Source organism: Pararobbsia silviterrae (assembly GCF_003628125.1).
GTDB classification, from domain to species: domain Bacteria; phylum Pseudomonadota; class Gammaproteobacteria; order Burkholderiales; family Burkholderiaceae; genus Pararobbsia; species Pararobbsia silviterrae.
In genome coordinates this window covers 80,828-99,195 of sequence record NZ_RBZU01000018.1, presented here as the reverse complement: position 1 = coordinate 99,195, position 18,368 = coordinate 80,828, and the positions used below count along the sequence as shown (strand labels likewise).

The 18,368-nt window shown below is 66.9% G+C and carries 13 protein-coding genes; 3 read left to right on the top strand and 10 right to left on the bottom strand.

Going from position 1 to position 18,368, the window contains the following annotated elements:
- Positions 1-190: 190 nt before the first annotated feature.
- Entirely contained in the window at positions 191-643 is a 453-nt protein-coding gene (locus D7S86_RS29320; protein ID WP_147432490.1) for a hypothetical protein, read from the bottom strand.
- Between the two features lie 264 nt (positions 644-907).
- On the opposite strand from D7S86_RS29320, the gene D7S86_RS26855 reads away from it, so the two are divergent.
- Complete coding sequence (locus D7S86_RS26855) at positions 908-1,765, top strand: MOSC domain-containing protein (RefSeq protein WP_121091188.1); 858 nt, start codon at positions 908-910, stop codon at positions 1,763-1,765.
- 75 nt (positions 1,766-1,840) lie between these two features.
- Here D7S86_RS26855 and D7S86_RS26850 read toward each other — a convergent pair whose 3' ends face one another.
- Both D7S86_RS26850 and D7S86_RS26845 read right to left on the bottom strand, forming a co-directional pair.
- Positions 1,841-3,205 (bottom strand): sigma-54-dependent transcriptional regulator, encoded by a 1,365-nt coding sequence (locus D7S86_RS26850; protein ID WP_121091186.1) that lies wholly within the window; start codon positions 3,203-3,205, stop codon positions 1,841-1,843.
- Positions 3,202-5,082: a sensor histidine kinase gene (locus D7S86_RS26845; protein ID WP_240648422.1), complete on the bottom strand. Its 1,881-nt coding sequence runs from the start codon at positions 5,080-5,082 to the stop codon at positions 3,202-3,204. Before D7S86_RS26845 ends, D7S86_RS26850 begins: the two co-directional genes overlap by 4 nt.
- 280 nt (positions 5,083-5,362) lie before the next feature.
- On the opposite strand from D7S86_RS26845, the gene D7S86_RS26840 reads away from it, so the two are divergent.
- Positions 5,363-6,655, top strand: coding sequence for a dicarboxylate/amino acid:cation symporter (locus D7S86_RS26840; protein ID WP_121091182.1), 1,293 nt, complete (start codon positions 5,363-5,365; stop codon positions 6,653-6,655).
- A 123-nt stretch (positions 6,656-6,778) separates the two neighbouring features.
- Here D7S86_RS26840 and D7S86_RS26835 read toward each other — a convergent pair whose 3' ends face one another.
- From D7S86_RS26835 to D7S86_RS26815, 5 genes are all read right to left on the bottom strand, one after another.
- Positions 6,779-7,549 carry a TerC family protein gene (locus tag D7S86_RS26835; RefSeq protein ID WP_121091181.1) on the bottom strand — a complete coding sequence of 257 codons (771 nt, stop codon included), beginning with the start codon at positions 7,547-7,549 and terminating at the stop codon, positions 6,779-6,781.
- A 112-nt stretch (positions 7,550-7,661) separates the two neighbouring features.
- On the bottom strand, positions 7,662-11,483 hold the full coding sequence (locus tag D7S86_RS30470) for a DNA translocase FtsK (protein WP_121091179.1): 3,822 nt from the start codon (positions 11,481-11,483) through the stop codon (positions 7,662-7,664).
- A gap of 178 nt (positions 11,484-11,661) precedes the next feature.
- Positions 11,662-13,449 carry a PepSY-associated TM helix domain-containing protein gene (locus D7S86_RS26825; protein ID WP_121091177.1) on the bottom strand — a complete coding sequence of 596 codons (1,788 nt, stop codon included), beginning with the start codon at positions 13,447-13,449 and terminating at the stop codon, positions 11,662-11,664.
- A gap of 6 nt (positions 13,450-13,455) precedes the next feature.
- Entirely contained in the window at positions 13,456-13,713 is a 258-nt protein-coding gene (locus tag D7S86_RS26820) for a hypothetical protein (RefSeq protein ID WP_121091175.1), read from the bottom strand.
- Positions 13,710-14,054 carry a hypothetical protein gene (locus D7S86_RS26815; protein ID WP_121091173.1) on the bottom strand — a complete coding sequence of 115 codons (345 nt, stop codon included), beginning with the start codon at positions 14,052-14,054 and terminating at the stop codon, positions 13,710-13,712. Before D7S86_RS26815 ends, D7S86_RS26820 begins: the two co-directional genes overlap by 4 nt.
- A 267-nt stretch (positions 14,055-14,321) precedes the next feature.
- On the opposite strand from D7S86_RS26815, the gene fghA reads away from it, so the two are divergent.
- On the top strand, positions 14,322-15,194 hold the full coding sequence (gene fghA, locus D7S86_RS26810; RefSeq protein WP_121091201.1) for an S-formylglutathione hydrolase: 873 nt from the start codon (positions 14,322-14,324) through the stop codon (positions 15,192-15,194).
- 102 nt (positions 15,195-15,296) lie between these two features.
- On the opposite strand, the gene D7S86_RS26805 is transcribed toward fghA, so the two are convergent.
- Both D7S86_RS26805 and D7S86_RS26800 read right to left on the bottom strand, forming a co-directional pair.
- Positions 15,297-15,614: an ArsR family transcriptional regulator gene (locus tag D7S86_RS26805; RefSeq protein WP_121091171.1), complete on the bottom strand. Its 318-nt coding sequence runs from the start codon at positions 15,612-15,614 to the stop codon at positions 15,297-15,299.
- Complete coding sequence (locus D7S86_RS26800) at positions 15,611-18,229, bottom strand: mechanosensitive ion channel domain-containing protein (protein WP_121091169.1); 2,619 nt, start codon at positions 18,227-18,229, stop codon at positions 15,611-15,613. The genes D7S86_RS26805 and D7S86_RS26800 overlap by 4 nt, the downstream gene beginning before the upstream one ends.
- Positions 18,230-18,368: the final 139 nt, after the last annotated feature.

Here is an 18,368-nt window from a genome sequence, read left to right as displayed (position 1 = left end):
ATAGTGCGGGTTCCCGTGTGAAAGTAGGTAATCGTCAGGCTGTTTAACACCAGAAAGCCCTGCTCATCCGAGCAGGGCTTTTTGCTTTTAAGCGCCAATTTGGCGCACTTGATTCGCGCGCGTCAGTTCGCTCAATGCGCCGCAGTGTTCCTACGTCGCGTCACGCGCGCGACACGCCACTCGCGCGCCACTATCCGCGCGGATGGACGATGTCTTCGATCTGTTGCCATCCGAGTCGTCCGAACATCGCCCCCGCGACGGATCCGACCGCGACACCGAGCGATGTGCATGCGCCGAGCATATACATCAGCGAGCGGGTGGGCATCTGCGGCCGTACCAAGACGATGCCGCCCAAGATTGCACTCAGCGACACCAAGCCGCCCGCGGCGCCGATGACAGCCCCGGCCTGCATCGCGTGCTCCAATCCAATCTCGCCGAGCACGCGCGCCACCATGCCGTTGTTTATCGAGATCCGCGCGCTCCCCCACATCGTCAAACCCGCCACGGCACACAGTGCAACTGCGCCAGCGTTGCGAGCGGCTTTCAATCGGACCCACAGCGGCGGCCGCGCCTCGGCGGTCTCCTGGGCGCGCATCCTCGGGTGATCGGCGACATTGCGTAACGAGATTCCGATGTTCTCCATGACCGCTCCTCAAACAATTTAGGGATCGCCAGAATGCGCGCCGTATCTCGGCTGCCGCTTGCAGATTACGCACGGCCGACACGCGCCCGCGCGCGCGCCCGGTTATCCGCACCGGCAAGATCGAGGTCCCATGTGACGGCGACCGTCGTCGCACGAAAACGTCGCACCTCGCGCGCTGCACCTTGCATCGAGATTTACAATCGGGCAATCGAGAACCCCGACGCTCCGCAGCGTCATGCGCTTTGCACGGACTTGACCGAATCTATGCCGACACTCACCGGACTTCATAGCTATCCCATCAAATCGTGCGCGGGTCTCGCGCTTGAACGCGCGCGACTGACCCCCTGGGGCCTCGAATGGGATCGGCATTGGATGGTCGTGGACGTGAACGACGGATTCGTGAGCCAGCGCACGTATCCGGATATGGCGCGCATCGTGCCGACATTCGAGGGCGATTGCCTCGTTGTCCGAAGCGACGGCATGCCCGCGCTTGAATTGCCGCTGAAGCCACCGACGCGCACGCCGAGCCGCCAGGTCAGTGTCTGGGATGACAGCATGGTGGCCATCGACGAGGGCGATCGTGCGGCGCAGTGGTTCTCGCAGCGCCTGGATTCGACGCTTCGTCTCGTGCGCTTCGATCCTTCGGTGTCGCGCGCCGTCAGCAAGAAATGGACGGGCGAACACGATGCCGTCACGCAATTCGCCGATGGTTTTCCGATTCTCGTGACCGGTGAGGCGTCGCTCGATGAACTCAACGGGCGCTTGCTTGCGAAAGGCGCGACCCCGATTCCGATGAGCCGGTTTCGCCCGAACATCGTCGTATCGGGCCTCGACGCGTATGACGAGGACTTTATCGAAACACTCACGATCGCCGGTTCGCCGTCCGTCGTGTTGCGACTCTCGAAACCCTGCGCGCGGTGTCCGATCACGACGATCGATCAGACCGACGGCATGCGTGATCCCCACTGGCCTCACGAACCGCTCGACACGCTTGCGATCTATCGCGCGAACCCGCGCGTCGGAGGCGGGCTCACGTTCGGGCAAAACGCGATCGCCATCGAAGGCGACGGCGCGTGGATCGAACTCGGCGCGTCGATCGACGCCGAGTGGGATTTCGCGTGATCCCGATTCAAGCGAATTCGCGACACGGCTCGACGGCACCGATGCCATTCGAACGCACGAACCGTCGTGCGATGCTCAAGGCCCCTGCGTGTGCGGCGCGTCGTTCGCACCGGTAATGCCGTATCGTTTGAGCTTTTCGTAGAGCGTCGCCTTGCCGACTTGCAGATGCTCGGCCGCGACGGCCACGACGCCGCCGCATCGCGCGAGCGTATCGGCGATCACGGCGCGCTCGAACTGATCCACACGCTCCCGTAGCGAGTCGCGCTTGCCCGTTGCCGATTCGATCTCGAACGTCGCCGGCGCGTCTTCGATGCCGAGCACGAAGCGATCCGCCGCGTTGCGGAGTTCGCGAATATTGCCGGGCCATGCGCGTTGCATGAGCGCGTGTGCGAATTCCGGCGGAATCCGACGCGCGGGCCGCGCATACCGGACCGCTGCATCGAGCACGAACGCTTCGAACAACGGGACGATGTCCTCGCGTCGCTCGCTGAGCGGCGGCAGCGTTACGGTCACCACGTTGAGCCGATAAAACAGATCGCGCCGGAACTGTCCGCTTGCCATCAAGTGCTCGATATCGCCCTTGACGGCCGCGACGATGCGGCAATCGACCCGAATCGGCTGGTTCGATCCGAGCCGCTCGAGCGTGCCTTCCTGAAGCACGCGCAGCAGCTTGGCCTGCAACGCGAGCGGCATGCTCTCGATCTCGTCGAGAAACAAGGTGCCGCCCGACGCGTGTTCGATCTTGCCGATGCGCCGCTTGCTCGCGCCTGTGAATGCCCCGGCTTCGTAGCCGAACATCTCGGACTCGAACATGGTTTCAGGCAGCGCCGCGCAATTGACCGCGAGAAATGGCTTCTCGCCTCGCGTCGACATTTCATGGAGACTTCGCGCGATGAGCTCCTTACCCGACCCGGTGTCGCCGTGGATCAACACGGGCGCGTCGGTCGGCGCGACATTCGCGATCAATCGCCGGATCTGCTCGATCGCCGGACTGCGGCCGATGATCCGGCTCGTCGGCGTGCGTTCGATCGCGAGCGCGCTGCGCAACGCGCGATTCTCGTGGATCAGTTGCCCATGTTCGAGCGCCCGGCGAACGGTTTCGACGAGCCGCTCGGATGCGAAAGGCTTCTCGATGAAGTCGTAGGCGCCATCGCGCATCGCCGTGACCGCCATCGAGATATCGCCGTGACCCGTCATCAGAATGACGGGAACGTCGGGGCGCCGCTCGCGGCAATGGGCGAGCAACTCGAGCCCGCTCGCCCCCGGCAAGCGCACGTCGCTGACGAGCGCGCCCACACGCGTCGTATCGAGATACGCGAGCGCCTCTTCGGCGGAACCGACGCCGGTCGCGTCGAATGCCGCGAGCTGCAGGCTCTGCACGCTCGCGAGGCGCACCAGCGCGTCGTCCTCGACGACCAGCACGTGTTGATCGCGTGTCATGAATTCATCCGTTTATCGAAGTCCGATCGGCGCAACGTGATGGCGAATCGCGCGCCCCCGGTGGATACGTTGCCCGCATCGAGCGCGCCGCCGCACTCGCGCAGAATCGACGACGAGATCGCGAGGCCCAGGCCGAGACCGGCGCCCATTTCCTTCGTCGTGAAAAACGGTTCGAACAGATGCGTCAGCGCGTCGTCGTCGATGCCGGGGCCGTTGTCTTCGATCGTCAGCCGGACCGAAGCCGCATCGGCGCGCACGTCGAGCGCGATTCGCGGATCCGCGCGCCCGGCCAGCGCATCGAGCGCATTGCCGACGACGTTGATGACGACCTGTTCGAGCCGCAGCGATTCACCGTGCACGCGAAGCTCAGGCGGCACACAGTCGAGCGGGCTTGCAGCGGGCCGCTCGATCTCCGCGCTCGCGGGTGCGAGATCCGACGTCGCTTCGAACCGCACGCCGCCGAGCCGAACCTCGAGGACCGCGAGCGCGTTGCGAAGCACGGCCTGCAGCGAGGCGTCGGTCATCATCGGGCGTGCTTTCCCGACGAACAGCTTGAGTTGATTCGTGATCCGCCCCATGCGTTCGGTCAGCGAGGCGATGGCCGATAGATTCTCGGTCGCCGCATCGAGCCGCCCGCGTTCGAGCAGCACGCGCGTGTTGTCCGAGAAGCTGCGTAATGCGGTCAGCGGCTGATTGAGCTCGTGCGTGATGCCGGCCGCCATCTGGCCGAGCGCCGCGAGCTTGCTCGCCTGGATCAACTCGTTCTGCGTCGCGCGGAGTTCGTGTTCGGCACGGGTTCGCTCGGCGACTTCGCGCGTGAGCTGCGCATTGGCCGCCGACAAGTCGGCCGTGCGCGCTTCGACGCGCGCATTCAACTGGGCATAGGCCTGCTGGAGCAACGCGCGGCTGCGCGCCATCTCGACGGTCCGGATACGCCGCATACGCAGATAGACGAGCAGCAGGCACGCCGAAATCAGACCGAACGCCGTGATGGTGGCTGCGTTTGCTGCGTCGCGCTCGACATTCGCCATCGGCGCGACGCTCACGAATTGCCAGGCGGGCGCGTCGAGATGCCGATGCGTCGCGAGATACGCGGGCGCAAGCGGACGTTCTCCGATATGGACGATCTGCGCATCGCCGGCGAGTCGCGCCGCGATGTTGATCGGCAGCGGCAGCAACGCTTCGCGCGCGTATTGCCGCACGTCGCGGATCGCGTCGAGCGTGGCCGCGGGAATCGGTGCGAGCGTCCGGTATTTCCACGCGGGATTCGACGACAGGAAGATCACGCCATGATCGTCGGCGACGAGCATCGGCTCGGACTCGTCGGCGTGCTGGAACCATTCGAGATTGAGCTTGACGACGGCCACGCCGACAAGCGCATGGTCGCGATAGACGGGCTGCGAGATGTAGTAGCCGGGCTCGCGCGAGATCGTGCCGATGCCGAAGAAGCGGCCGATGCCGCCGTTGCGCGCATCGACGAAGTACGGCCGGAAACGATAGTCCTCTCCGATAAAGCTGCTCGGCGTGCGCCAGTTGCTCGCGGCGATACAGCGGCCGTCGGCGCGCACGATATACGTGACGGTCGCGCGCGCATGCGCGTTCACGTCTTCGAGATAGCGGTTCGCGCGATCGACCGATTCCGCGTCGGGCGACGCGAGCACGTTCTGCACATCGGGATGCAGCGCGAGCAGGTAGGGCAGGTATTCGTAGCGGTCGAGCGTGCTTTTGAGCGTGCCGACGTTACGTTCGAGCCGCGCGGCCGCCCCCTTGCGCAGGGCCTCGACCCCGCGCTCGCGCGTGACGGTCCAGACGACCGAGCACGCGACGACGAGCGCGAGTCCGAACGCGGCAAGCGGGAACAAGGTGCGTAACTTCATCGGCCGAATCATAACGTGCCGGACCGCGTGAAAGCGGGTCGACAAGCGGATCGACAAGCGGATCGGAAAGCGAGTCGACAAGCGCCCCGATGCGCGACGTCCGGAAATCCGGAGACCTGCGTCGGCGCGAATCCGGAACTCCGGACGCACGCGCCCGCGTCGCGGTCGCAATGCCCTGAAATTCCAGGGAAAACGCGTCGTCTCCGAGATGGCATCGACCTTGCACTAAGGGGGCCGAGTCCCGCAAGGGGCATAACCATAACCCCACTCGGAGACGCGCATGAAAAAGCCTGTCCACAAGGTCCTCTACGTCCAGGTGATCGTCGCGATCGCGCTCGGCGTGCTGCTCGGACATTTCTATCCGTCGCTCGCGATCGATGCGAAGCCGCTGGGCGACGCGTTTATCAAGCTCATCAAGATGGTCATCGGGCCGATCATCTTCTGCACGGTCGTCGCGGGTATCGCGGGCATGCAGGACGTCAAGAAAGTCGGCCGCGTCGGCGGCAAGGCGCTGCTGTACTTCGAGATCGTGTCGTCGTTCGCGCTGGTGCTCGGCCTGATCGCCACGCATGTGCTCAAGCCCGGCGCGGGCTTCAACGTCGATCCCGCCACGCTCGACGGCAAGGCCGTCGCGAGCTTCGCGGCCAAGGCGCATGAGCAGACGACGACCGACTTTCTCATGCACATCATTCCGAACACGATCTTCGACGCGTTCGCCCAAGGCGAGATCCTGCAGATCCTGCTCGTCGCGATCCTGTTCGGCGTCGTGCTCGGGACCTCGGGCGAGCGCGGCAAGCCGCTTATCGATCTGATCGATTCGACGTCGCAGGCGCTGTTCAAGATCGTCGGGATCATCACGAAGCTCGCGCCGATCGGCGCATTCGGTGCGATGGCGTTCACGATCGGCAAGTACGGCGTCGGTTCGCTGGTGCCGCTGCTCAAGCTCGTCGGCACCTTCTATCTGACGTCCGTCGTATTCGTGCTCGTCGTGCTCGGTGCGGTCGCGCGATTCACGGGGTTCAACATCGTGCGTTTCGTCGCCTATATCAAGGAAGAGCTGTTGATCGTGCTCGGCACGAGCTCGTCGGAGGCCGCATTACCGCAGCTCATGCAGAAGCTCGAAAAGCTCGGTTGCTCGCGTTCGGTCGTCGGTCTCGTCGTGCCGACCGGGTATTCGTTCAACCTCGACGGCACGAATATCTACATGACGATGGCGGTCGTGTTCATTGCGCAAGCCACGAACACGGATCTCTCGCTGGGCCAGCAATTGACGTTGCTCGCGGTGGCGATGCTGACCTCGAAGGGCGCGAGCGGCGTGACGGGCGCGGGGTTCATCACGCTCGCCGCCACGCTCGCGGTCGTGCCGACGATTCCATTGACGGGCATGGTGCTGATCCTCGGCATCGATCGCTTTATGTCCGAGTGCCGCGCGCTGACGAATATCGTCGGCAACGGCGTCGCCACGGTCGTCGTATCGGCCTGGGAAAAGGAGCTCGATCGCGACCGCTTGCGCGCCGTGCTCGGCGGCACGCGCGGCGCATCGAGCACGCAGACCGACGCGCTCGAAGTCTGAGCCTGTCGGGACGCGCGACGGGGTGCATTCCGATGCGCGTTCCAGCGTGCGCTGCGATGTGCCCCCCGACGAGTACCCCGACGTGCATTCAGGCGGCCGTGGATACGGACCTTCAGACGGACACTAGGACGCGCGTGACGAAGCGCGCGACGCGGCGCGTTTCGCGCGCGCGCGCCGGGACATCATATTGAGTCCTTCGACCAGGGCCGAGAACGCCATGGCGCCGTAGATATAGCCTTTGGGCACGTGCGTGCCGAAGCCGTCCGCGATCAGCGTCATGCCGATCACGAGCAGGAACCCGAGCGCGAGCATGACGATCGTCGGGTTGCGCGCGATGAAGTTCGCGAGCGGCCCCGCCGCGAACAGCATGACGGTGACCGCGACGATGACCGCCGCGAACATGATCGGGATGTGTTCCGTCATGCCGACCGCGGTGATGATGCTGTCGACCGAGAACACGAGATCGAGCACGAGAATCTGTCCGATGGCCGCGACGAAGCCCGCCTGGGCCGCGGAACCCGAGTCGGCCGGCGCATCGTGTTCGTCGCCGCCCGCGATGTGATGGTGGATCTCGCGCGTCGATTTCCAGACCAGGAATAGACCCCCCGCGACCAGGATGAGGTCGCGCCACGAAAAGCCGTGATCGAAGAAGGTCACGAGCGGCGTGGTCATCTTGACGATCGTCGAGACGGTCGCAAGCAACACGAGCCGCAGAATCAGCGCGAGGCCGATCCCGATGCGCCGCGCGTTTTCGCGGTGCGCGGCGGGCAGCTTGTTGGTCAGGATCGAGATGAACAGCAGGTTGTCGATGCCGAGCACGACTTCCATCGCGATCAGCGTCGCGAGCGCGGCCCAGGCATTCGGATCGAGTACGAGTGTTTCGAGTGTGTCCATGAAAGCGTTTTGTCAGGTTCGATTGCCGAATTCTGCCAGCTTGCATGCCGCGTGGGCCACACTTTAGTGCATCCCGCGCTCGACACGGGGTCGTCCCCTTCGGCGGCGCGTCTCAGTCGGCCGGACCGGCGACGAGCACCTCGCGGCTGCCGTTGACGCCCATCGCCGAGACGAGCCCGGCCGCCTCCATCTGCTCGACGAGCCGCGCGGCGCGGTTGTATCCGATCCGCAATTGCCGTTGCACCGACGAGATCGACGCGCGGCGCGTCCGCACGACGAACGAGACGGCTTCGTCGTAGAGCGGGTCGGCCTCGGGGTCGGTGACTTCGCCGAACAAGTCGGTCGTCACGCCTTCAGCGGGACCCGGATCGAGAATCGCGGCTTCGTACTCGGGTTCGCCGAATTGCTTGAGATGCTCGACAACGCGATGTACTTCGTCGTCAGCGACGAACGCGCCGTGGATCCGCTGCGGATCGCCGGTGCCCGGCGGCAGGAACAGCATATCGCCTTGGCCCAGCAGCGTTTCCGCGCCCATCTGGTCGAGGATGGTCCGCGAATCGATCTTCGACGAGACCTGGAATGCGACGCGCGTCGGAATATTGGCCTTGATCAGCCCCGTGATCACATCGACCGACGGACGCTGCGTCGCGAGGATCAGGTGGATGCCCGACGCGCGCGCCTTCTGCGCGAGGCGCGCGATCAGTTCCTCGATCTTCTTGCCCGCGACCATCATGAGGTCGGCGAGTTCGTCGATGATCACGACGATCAGCGGCAGCGGCGCGAGCGGTTCGGGCGCGTCGGGCGTCAGCGAGAACGGATTGCCGATCTTGCGTTCTTCGCGCGCCGCGTCGCGGATCTTCTGATTGAAGCCGGCGATATTGCGCACGCCGAGCGCCGACATAAGCCGATAGCGCTTTTCCATTTCGCCGACGCACCAGTTCAATGCGTTCGCCGCGAGCTTCATATCGGTCACGACGGGCGCGAGCAGATGCGGAATGCCTTCGTAGACCGACAATTCGAGCATCTTCGGATCGATCATGATCAGGCGCACATCGGCGGGCGTCGCCTTGTAGAGCAGCGAGAGGATCATCGCGTTGATCGCGACCGATTTGCCCGACCCCGTCGTGCCCGCGACGAGCATATGCGGCGCGCGCGCGAGATCGGTCACGATGGGCGTGCCCGTGATGTCCTTGCCCATCGCGATCGTCAGATGCGATGTCGAATTCTGATAGGCGCCGTCGGCGAGGATTTCGGCAAGCCGGATGATCTGCCGCTTCGGATTCGGCAGTTCGAGCCCCATGCAAGTCTTGCCGGGAATCGTTTCGACGACGCGGATCGATGTGAGGCCCAGCCCGCGCGACAGATCCTTCATCAAGCCGACGATCTGCGCACCGCGTACGCCGAGCGCGGGCTCGACCTCGAACCGCGTGATGACAGGGCCGGCCGACGCGCCGACCACGGTCACGGGCACTTTGAATTCCTTGAGGCGCTGCTCGATCAATTGACCGGTTTCGGCGAGCAGGGACTCGGACGCCGGTTCGTGCGGATCGGCCGCCGACGCGAGCAACGCGAGACCCGGCAGTTCGACGTGCGACGCACTCGGCGGATGAAACTCGAACTCGGTCGCTTGCTGACCCGCCGGTACGGCCGGTACGACCGGCGCCGCAGACGCGGCGGCCGGCCGCGGCGCGGGGGCGGCGATGGGCGGCGGCGTGAACGCGGGAATCGGAAAGGCCGTCGCGAAGTCGAGCGTGGCGAGTTCGTCGGTCGGCGGCAGCAGCGGTTGATGCGGGGTCAGCGAGACCGGCGTCGCCGCGGTGGCGAGCGAGACCGACGCCTCGCTTGAGTCGGAGAGGTCGATCGTCGCGGTCGACGGCGGCGGGCTCGCAAGCGCGATGTCGGTTCGCGCGTCCGGCGGATCGATCGTCGCGATCGGCGCGGTCGGCGAATGCGACGGCGACGCGCTGGGTGCGGGATCCGCATCGACGCGCGTCGAGACCTCGGCTTCGAGCGCGGCGAGATCGATCACGCGCATATCGGCGGTCGCGGGAGCGGGTGCGTCAGCACGGGCCTTGGCCGGCAAGGCGCGAACGGGTGCGGTCAGCGTCTCGGGCGCGTGTATGTCCTCGTGGGCCGACGCGCCGACGGACTCGGTGTCGTGCACCGGCGAAGGGGACGTCGATGACGCGTCTGCGTAGCGAACGCGATCGCCGACGTCGCCGCCCGGCGTGAACACGCCGAGATCGATCGGCTGCGTCGGGTCTTCGGTTTCGTCGTGCGATGTGTCGGGTGCCGTGACAGGGGGCATGCCGATTTCCACGGAGTCGACATCGACATCTGTATTCGCATGTGCATCGGTATCAGCATTTGCACGTGCATGCGCATCCGTATCCGCTTCCATCGCGGGGCGCGGCGTAGGGGAGGGCGCGTCGATATCCTGTGCGTCGCCTGGCGCGAGCGAGAGGACCGGATCGATTGCGCGCGCATCCGGCGCGGGTATCGTTGCGTCGCTTGACTCGACCGACTCGACCGACTCGACCGACTCGACCGACTCGACCGACTCGACCGACTCGACCGACTCGACCGGCTCGACCGGCTCGATCGGCTCGATCGGCTCGATCGGCTCGATCACGGCGAGCGACGATACTTCGGACACCTGCTCGTGTGCCGGCGCAGATTCCGATGCCGATGCCGATGCCGATGCCGGCGCGGCCGCCGAGATGTCGGGGCTCGCGACGCCGTCCGCGACGTTCGCCGAGACGGCAGCGCCCGCGCCCGCGAGCGTCGGCCATTGCGCGGCCATGCGTTCGACGTTGCGGAATGTCTCGGCGATCGTGTCGGCGGAAGGCGCCGTGTCGCGCGGATCGCCCGATTCACGCGTGGTCGGCGATGCGGCGCGTTCGTTCGGTGTACGCGATGTATCCGCCGATGCGTTCGAAAGCGTCGATGACGTGTTCGGCTCGATCGAGGCGGTCGCGCCGTCCTCGATCCCGTCCGTGCGGGCGCCGGTCCGCGTGTCCGTGTTCTGGCGCGACGGCGTCGAACCGGGCACGGGCTGTCCATAGGCGCGCGCGCGCAACGCGGCAGCGGCGGCTTGCCGGGCTGCTGCTGCTGCCGCGACCTGGGCGGACGTCCGTGCGCGCGGGCTCGCCGCGGCCTCGGGAACCGTCTGCGCGGCCGATTCCGGCGTCGTCGTGATGGTCCGATACGTCGCGGGCGCGTGCGGCGTCGCGTGGCGCGCCGTGGTCTGCGCATCAGGCGCACGCGTGCCCTGCGCGCCGGGGTTTGCGCGCGGCGCGAGGCGAAGCGATTCCGGCGTGATGATCTCGACCGGTTCGGCGCCCGGCGTCACGTGTGTCGTGCGTCGCGACGCGTGCCGCGCCGCATTCGCACTCGCCGTGCTGAACACCGAGGGCCGCTGGCTCGTGCCGAGTTCGCCAGGCGCGCGCAGGCCGCTCGACGGACGCCGCTCGGTCAACGGCGCATCCGCCGTCCCGCTCGTGCGCCAGCGCGGTTCGGCATATGACGCACCGCCGTCTTGCACCGCGCGGCGAGCCGGGCGCGGCGCATCGGCATCCGACGCGCCGTTGCCGACGAGATCCGCGACGAGCGCGGAGATACGGGTGCCGAACAGCCAGGGCAGGCCGAACGCGAGGCCCACGACACCGATCGCGATGCTGGGCGTCGAGCCGAATGCGCCGAGCAGCGCGCGTCCCACGCGATCGAACGCGCCGTCCGGCGCGAGCCGGATCCAGACGCCGGCTTCGAGCACGGCGCTCGCGGTCAGCACGCAGATCGCGCCGAGTATCGTGCGAACGGTCCGCGGCGCGTGGAGATCGTCATGCGAAGTCAGACGCGACGCGACGAGGCGCCACGCGAGCGCGACGATCCACAGCGTTGATAAACCGAACCACCCCGTAACGACGTTATGCATGCTTGACGACCGAACGCTCAAATGACTGCGTCGCGCCCCATTTTTACGATCCCGGCGCGGCGTGCGCGGGTTCGGGGGCGCCTTGTGCAGCGCCCGAGTTTACCTGTTCGCGCGCGCGGAGCGTATCTGGTTTGGTATCGCGATCCGTGGTAGGGCGGCGAGCCGCGCACGTCGCGCGTCAGGTTTCGGACGGCTTGCGAAGCGCCGCTACCGGGCCGTTGGACGGTGTCGCCCAGACGCTCTTCGGGTCGCCGTCGCGGCCGCGGCGGTGCGTGAAGACGGCGAGCGTCGCGAAAAGCGCGGCAAACGCGAGCCCGGCGAGGTCGATGCCCGCGAGTTGCCAGTCGCCGTAGCGCAGGCTGTGGAAAAGATTGTCGGACGTCAGCAGTGCGTCGAGCACAGGCACGAGCGCGGAGCAGACCGCCGTCGCGACCAGCAGGTCGCGCGCGGCGATCACGGGCGCGCGCGCGATCGACCAGACCACGGCGCCGAGCAGCGCGGTCAGATAGACCGACGCCGCGTCGAACGACGGTACGAGCAGCGCCATGTCGAAGGCAAACGCAATGCCCGCGCAACTGCCGATACAGACGGCGACGGTCGCACGAGCGATATGGCGCGTCGAAAGCGGCTGTTCGTCACCCGCGCGTTTGCGGCGCGCCTCGATCCAGAGCAGATTGCCCGTGTAGACGAGCACCGCGCCCGTGATGCCGAGCACGAAATAGATCCATCGCACGGCGACACCGCCGTAAGAACCGAAATGCAGACCGTAGATCGCGCTCGAGACGGTGTGGTTCGCGTCGCGCGTCGAGGCGGTTTGCTGGGCGAGCACGGCGCCGTCGTTCAGGCGCAGCAGCACCGAGCCGAGCGAACCGAGCGCGCGGTCGCTGTCGCCCCAGACCTCGGCCGTGCCGTCGTCGGCGCCGTAACGGACGTAGGCGATCCAGCGCGGCGTGAAATCGGGATTGGCCGCGCGTGCGTGAGCGACGAGGCCGTCGACATTCATCGGCGCGCCCGGCACGGCGACGACGGGTTTCGCGGGCACCGACGCGCGCATCGACGTGATCTCGTCCATGAGCTCGCCGTTGAACGCGATCGTGTTGAACAGCATCGCCGCAACCAGTCCCAGGCAGAGCACGCACCCCGTGATCGCGATCACCGCGTGAAACGGCAGCGCGAGCACGCCGACGGCGTTATGCGCGTCCTGCCAGAACATCTTGAGATTCGAACCCGGGCGCAGCGCGAACAGATCGCGCGAGAGCCGCGGCAGATGGGTCATGAGGCCCGTCACGAGCGCCACGCCGAACATCAGCGACACGATGCCCATCACGTAAAGCCCGAACTCGGGCAGGGCGAGCGAGTAATGGAGCCGGTCGACGAAGTCGCCGACCCCGGGCGTCGTGCTGAGGTCGAGCGTGTCGTGGTCGACCATGATCGTCGCGGGGTTGAACGGCTCAGGCGGCGTTTTGACGAGCGGCGTCGGATGTCCGGCCGCGCTGGCGGCGCTGGCCGCGCTCGCATTGCGCGCGCGGCGTTCGATTTCAAGCTTTTTGAGGTGTGCGCGCTGCGCGATTTCGGCCTGCTCGGCGGCGCTCGTCGTGTCCTGCGTGAAGTCGTCGAAGCCGAGCGATTTGTCGAGCGGCGATTTGCCGCCGTTCGCGAGCCGCGCTTCCTGCCAGTCTGCGCCGTCGCTCCAGTAGACGTACGGTTCGCGATGCGTCGCGTTCGCGAGCACGATGCCGAAATTGTCGGCCGCCATCGGATGCAACGCCACGAGCGTGCCGACCAGACGTTGGGCCGGGCCGCCGTCGACCGCGAAATGGCGCGACGCCGGGCGTTCCCAGCGTTCGATCTCGTCGTGGAACATCGTCAGCGTGCCGCCGACGAAGGCGATGAACAGCATGAAACTTGCGCAGATGCCCGCCCACGTGTGGAGCCACTGAAAACCGCGAAGGGTCGATGAACGCATAAAGTGTCAGGCGAGCAGTGCGCGCGCCGCGTAAAGCAAGGCGAATGCGGCGAGATTGCCGACACCCAGCCCGATGATGGCGCGCCGGGTCGTCGTCAACGCGAATACGCTGCAGAAGATGCCGATCCACAGCGGGAAGAACAATACCATCGCGAGGAGCGCCGATCGATGCCAGCCGCCGGGCATCGTCCACGCAAAGAGGCCCGCGAGCGCAACCGACAGCGGCAACGTCAGCACCGCCGTGCTCCACAGTCGAAGCGTCATCGAGCCTCCGGCTCGCGCGGCGCCGCGCCGTGCTCGGTTGCGCGGCGCCGCTTGCCTGCGCGCGCCGTCTTGCGCCGCAGCCGCGCGTCGCGGCTCCAGTAAGCGCCGACGAACGGCATGATGGCAAGGCTGGCGGCAAGCGCGCAGACCGCGGCGCAGACGCCTGCGGCGTTGCCGTCCGCTGTGCACCAGAGCGCGATCGCCGCGGCCATGCAGAGCGCGGCGGCGCCGAGCCACAGGCGCGGCCGCGCGCGCGGCGGCAGCAGTTGCTGGCGCGGCGACGCGAGATAGCAGAGCGCGCCCGCAAGCAACGCGAGGAGGGTTCCGGACAGGCCAGGCATGGACGACAGACGGTCAGTGCATCGAAAAAGGAAAGACGATCCGCATGTTATAAATGCGAATAATTCGCGTTTATAACATGCGGGAGAGCGCGCAGGCAAATGCCGCGCGGGAAACGGCGTGGCGAGGGCGCGTGCGGATCGCGTGTGTATCGCGTGTGTATCGTGTGCGTTGCGCGTGATGTCGCGCGGTCGGCCGCAACGTTGTGCGACGCTGTCGCCCGAGCGAACACGCTCTACACTAGCGCGCTGAACTTTATCGAGACGTTCATGACGACCCAAGACCTGACCGCAACACTCGAACTCATCAGCGCGCACGGCAGCTTCGGCGGCAGCCAGCGCTTTTATCGCCATCGGTCGTCGACGCTCGGCTTGCCCGCGCGGTTTTCGATCTTTCTGCCGCGCGGCGCCGATGCCGGCGCGCCGGTCCCCGCGCTGATCTACCTGGCGGGCCTCACGTGCAACGAGGAGACGTTCCCGATCAAATCGGGCGCGCAACGTTTCGCGGCCGAGCACGGCCTCGCGCTGATCGCGCCCGATACGAGCCCGCGCGGTGCGGGCGCGCCCGGCGAAACCGACAACTGGGATCTCGGCGTGGGCGCCGGCTTCTATCTCGACGCGACCCAGCCGCCATGGAATGCGCATTACCGGATGGAGTCGTATGTTGTCGACGAGCTTGTGGCGCTCGTCACGCAACACTTCAATATCGATGCGAAGCGGATCGGCGTGTTCGGCCATTCGATGGGCGGGCACGGCGCGTTGACGCTCGCGTTGCGTCATCCGTCGGTGTTTCGCTCGGTGTCGGCGTTCGCGCCGGTGGCTGCGCCCGCGAGCTGTCCGTGGGGCGAGAAGGCGTTCGGCGCTTACCTAGGCGACGACCGTGCGGCGTGGCGGCAGCACGACGCGACGGCGCTGATCGGCGAACTCGGCGTGCGATGGGACGGCACCTTGCTCGTCGACCAGGGGCTCGACGACGGCTTCCTTGCGTCGCAGTTGCGCATCGACGCATTCGAAGCCGCGTGCCGCAGCGTCGGACAGCCGCTCGAATTGCGGCGCCACGCGGGCTATGACCACGGCTATTACTTCATCTCGACGTTCATCGGCGACCACATCGCGCATCACGCGCGCGCGCTCAAGGGCTGATTCGAGGCTTGCATCGAGGGTCCGCTCAGCGGTCGAGTCAGGGGGACTGACTCGGCGAGCCGACCCAGGGAGCCGACCCAGCTAGCCGATTCCAGGATCGGCTCAAGCGCGGTCGGGCGGACCGAAAAGATCCTCGCAGATCGTGCGGCCGAGCGCCGTCAGCGCAGCCGAGCCGAGTCCCGCTTCGTCGAGCGCGACGCTCACGAGTCCGGCGTCGCTCAACGCCGTCAGGTAGCGCCGCAGTGCGCTTTGCGCAAGCTGCGTGCGCTTGCCGAGTCGCGCGAGCGACGCGAGTTTGCCCGAGGGATCGTTCGCCGTCTCCCAGAGCACCGACAGCACGGCGGCGATCGCGGGATCGATCTCGTCCGCGCCCGCAGGATCGGACGACCGCGCGGGCTCTCGCGGCCGATCGGGGGTCACGGTTGCGTTCGCCGTGGGCCGGCGGTCTGGCCGCGGGCGGTCGTGTCGGCGTCGGCATCGGCATCGGCGTGGGTGCCGGCGCTCGCATCGATGCGAGCGCCGGGGTGTGCATCCGCGCCGCCGCGCGTGTCCGTCCCGGCATCCGCTTCGATATCGGACCTCGCCGCGCGCGGCGGCATCATGACGTTGCGCAGCGGATTCGCGATCTCGATGCCGACCTCGCTGAAGCGCGCGAGAATGCGCCGGTTGAACTCGCGCTGGACCGGCCAGCGCATCGTGTCACGGCACTGGATCTGCCCCGCGAGCGTGACGGCCGATCCGTCGACGCTATCGACGCCCCAGAAGCTGAAATCGGCGAGGATGCCGTCCTTGAACAGCGGATCCTCGCGCAGCGACGCGCCGATCTGCTTGAGCGTGTCGATCGCGCGATCGACGTCCGCGCCGTACGCAATGCTCACGCGTACAGCGGCGTTGCCGATGCCGCGATTCACGTTGTTGACCGTCGTCACGGAACTGAACGGCACGGTGAACAGCGAGCCGTCGCTGCCGCGTAGCCGGACCGTGCGGATCGACAGATATTCGACCGTGCCCGAGACGCCCGCGACCGTCACGTAATCGCCGACCTGCATCGCGTTTTCCATCAACAGAAAAATGCCCGTGATGAAGTCCTGCACGAGCTTCTGCGAGCCGAAACCGAGCGCGACGCCGAAGATGCTCGCGCTCGCGAGCAGCGGCGCCGTATTGACGCCGATCTGGCTCAGGCCCGTGAGGCCGACGACGAGCGCGATCGCGACGAGCAGCGCGCTGCGCAGCATCGGCAGCAGCGTGCGCAAGCGCGTCGCGCGGATGAATTCGCCGCGCTCGGTCCATTTGCGCAGCCGCCGCTCGAACAGGATATTCGTGGCTTCCCAGATGATGACGGCGATCGCGGCGGCGACCGCGATGGTCACGAGCGCCGAGATCAGCCGATGGCCGATCGGATTCGCGACGAGAAAGCGCAGCAGGTGAATGCCCCAGATATCGAGCAAGGTCAGCAGCGCGACGATGCCGATCAGCATCGAGAGCGAGCGCTGAAGCATCGGGTAGTAGCGATAGGCGCGCCGCTGCACGATCGATTGCCCGTCGCGCGAGACGGATGCGTCGTCGGTGTCGTCGTTCTGGTTCGCGCGAAACACATGCGCGAGCGCGCCGAGCGACACGATCGCGATCACGCGCGCGAGCACGAGCACGAGCAGCGAGACGCCGCCGAGATGCACGAGCGTCTCGAAGCCGTTGTTGACGTCGAGCGCCCAGATGAGCCAAAGCGCGAGCACGAAGAAGATCGCGACGCCGGCCCAGATGTCGGCGAGCCAGTTGCCGAGGTAGGCGAGCGTTTGCGAGTGCGCGGACGTCTCGCGCAGCCATCGCGCGACGGGGCGGCGGCATTGCAGGATGACGATCGCGACCATGACATGGGCGATCAGCGCGACGAGCTTCATGATCGCGGCGTGCGCGTCGAGCGTGAGTCCGAGCGGCAGCGGCGCCTCGGCGAGCGCGCTGCCGACGCCGACGACCGCGACGATGCGGCGCACCCAGCGCCGCACGAATAGCGCCGTGTCATCGCCGACGCGCCACAGCCGCAGGCCGCGCGCGTAGGGCGCGAAGAACAGGTTCCCGACGATGAGCACGGCACGGCAGATCACATAGATATCGACGAGCGACGACGCGATCTCTTCGGCCGCCGAGCCGTCGTCGGCGAGGATCGACATGAGCAGACTTGCGCAGAGCGCGAAGCCGATCACGGGGACGGTGCCGAGCACGGCGTTGAGCAATGCGGCAGGCACGCGCCGGAGCAGCGACCAGTGACGCACGGCATGGCGCTTGCCGATCGCGAGATGGGTCAGCCGCAGATGCGGCGCGTGGCCGCCGTCGTGCCGCAGCGCCTCGCTGATCTGCTCGCCTTGTGCCTGCTCGCGCTCGTCGGGGGTCAGCTCGGCGTCGTGTCGCTCGGCATTCGCGTCGGCCGCCGCCGCCGCGTTCGCGCGCTGAATGATCGCGGTGCGGGGACGCAGCGTGAGCCGCAGGAGTCCCCATTCGATGGCCCAGGCCGGCACGAGGCTCGCGATCACGATCCAGAACGTTTGCCAGAGCGCCGTGCGTCCCTCGGGCGTCGCCGTATGCGCGGTCCACCAGAGCGTCGCCGAGTGGATGTCGAGCAAGGTCGACATCGAGCGTCGCGTCTCGTGGCCGACCATGCTGGCCCAATGCGCGAGTTGCCGCGACACCTGCGTGACGAGACTGTTCGACTTGAACGCGGCGGCGACGCCGGACGCCGCGACGGGCGCGCTTGCCGCAGCGGAGCTTGCCGGCTCCGGCGCGGACGCCGCCGCCGGCGCGGCCAGCGTGTTGGCCGCGGCGACCGCGCGCAGCGTGTCTTCGACCTGCGCGCGGCGCTTCGGGTCGTTGAGCACGGCGAGCGCGTCGCGCGCCTGCTCGGGCGTCAGCAAGGCGCCCGAAGCGGCGGCCGATGGGGTTGCCGATGGGGTTGCCGATGAGGCCGCGCTTTGCGCCGACACGCGCGGTGCGACGCTCAGGATCGAAAACAGGACAACGACAACAGCGAGGAAACGTGACATAAAGCAGGGCACCAGGCGGGGCACGGAGCGTGGCATAGGCTCGGGCGCGTCAAACGGGCAACGGGCAACGGGCGCTCGAAAGTCCGTACATTGTAAAGAATCGCCGGCGCGCGTCCGTCGGCGCGGTCGCACGCGAGCG

What these genes read in the sequence shown, in the direction of transcription:
- D7S86_RS29320 (WP_147432490.1), bottom strand. Translation starts at nt 643, where the DNA reads ATGGAGAACATCGGAATCTCGTTACGCAATGTCGCCGATCACCCGAGG.
- D7S86_RS26855 (WP_121091188.1), top strand. Translation starts at nt 908, where the DNA reads ATGCCGACACTCACCGGACTTCATAGCTATCCCATCAAATCGTGCGCG.
- D7S86_RS26850 (WP_121091186.1), bottom strand. Translation starts at nt 3,205, where the DNA reads ATGACACGCGATCAACACGTGCTGGTCGTCGAGGACGACGCGCTGGTG.
- D7S86_RS26845 (WP_240648422.1), bottom strand. Translation starts at nt 5,082, where the DNA reads ATGAAGTTACGCACCTTGTTCCCGCTTGCCGCGTTCGGACTCGCGCTC.
- D7S86_RS26840 (WP_121091182.1), top strand. Translation starts at nt 5,363, where the DNA reads ATGAAAAAGCCTGTCCACAAGGTCCTCTACGTCCAGGTGATCGTCGCG.
- D7S86_RS26835 (WP_121091181.1), bottom strand. Translation starts at nt 7,549, where the DNA reads ATGGACACACTCGAAACACTCGTACTCGATCCGAATGCCTGGGCCGCG.
- D7S86_RS30470 (WP_121091179.1), bottom strand. Translation starts at nt 11,483, where the DNA reads ATGCATAACGTCGTTACGGGGTGGTTCGGTTTATCAACGCTGTGGATC.
- D7S86_RS26825 (WP_121091177.1), bottom strand. Translation starts at nt 13,449, where the DNA reads ATGCGTTCATCGACCCTTCGCGGTTTTCAGTGGCTCCACACGTGGGCG.
- D7S86_RS26820 (WP_121091175.1), bottom strand. Translation starts at nt 13,713, where the DNA reads ATGACGCTTCGACTGTGGAGCACGGCGGTGCTGACGTTGCCGCTGTCG.
- D7S86_RS26815 (WP_121091173.1), bottom strand. Translation starts at nt 14,054, where the DNA reads ATGCCTGGCCTGTCCGGAACCCTCCTCGCGTTGCTTGCGGGCGCGCTC.
- fghA (WP_121091201.1), top strand. Translation starts at nt 14,322, where the DNA reads ATGACGACCCAAGACCTGACCGCAACACTCGAACTCATCAGCGCGCAC.
- D7S86_RS26800 (WP_121091169.1), bottom strand. Translation starts at nt 18,229, where the DNA reads ATGTCACGTTTCCTCGCTGTTGTCGTTGTCCTGTTTTCGATCCTGAGC.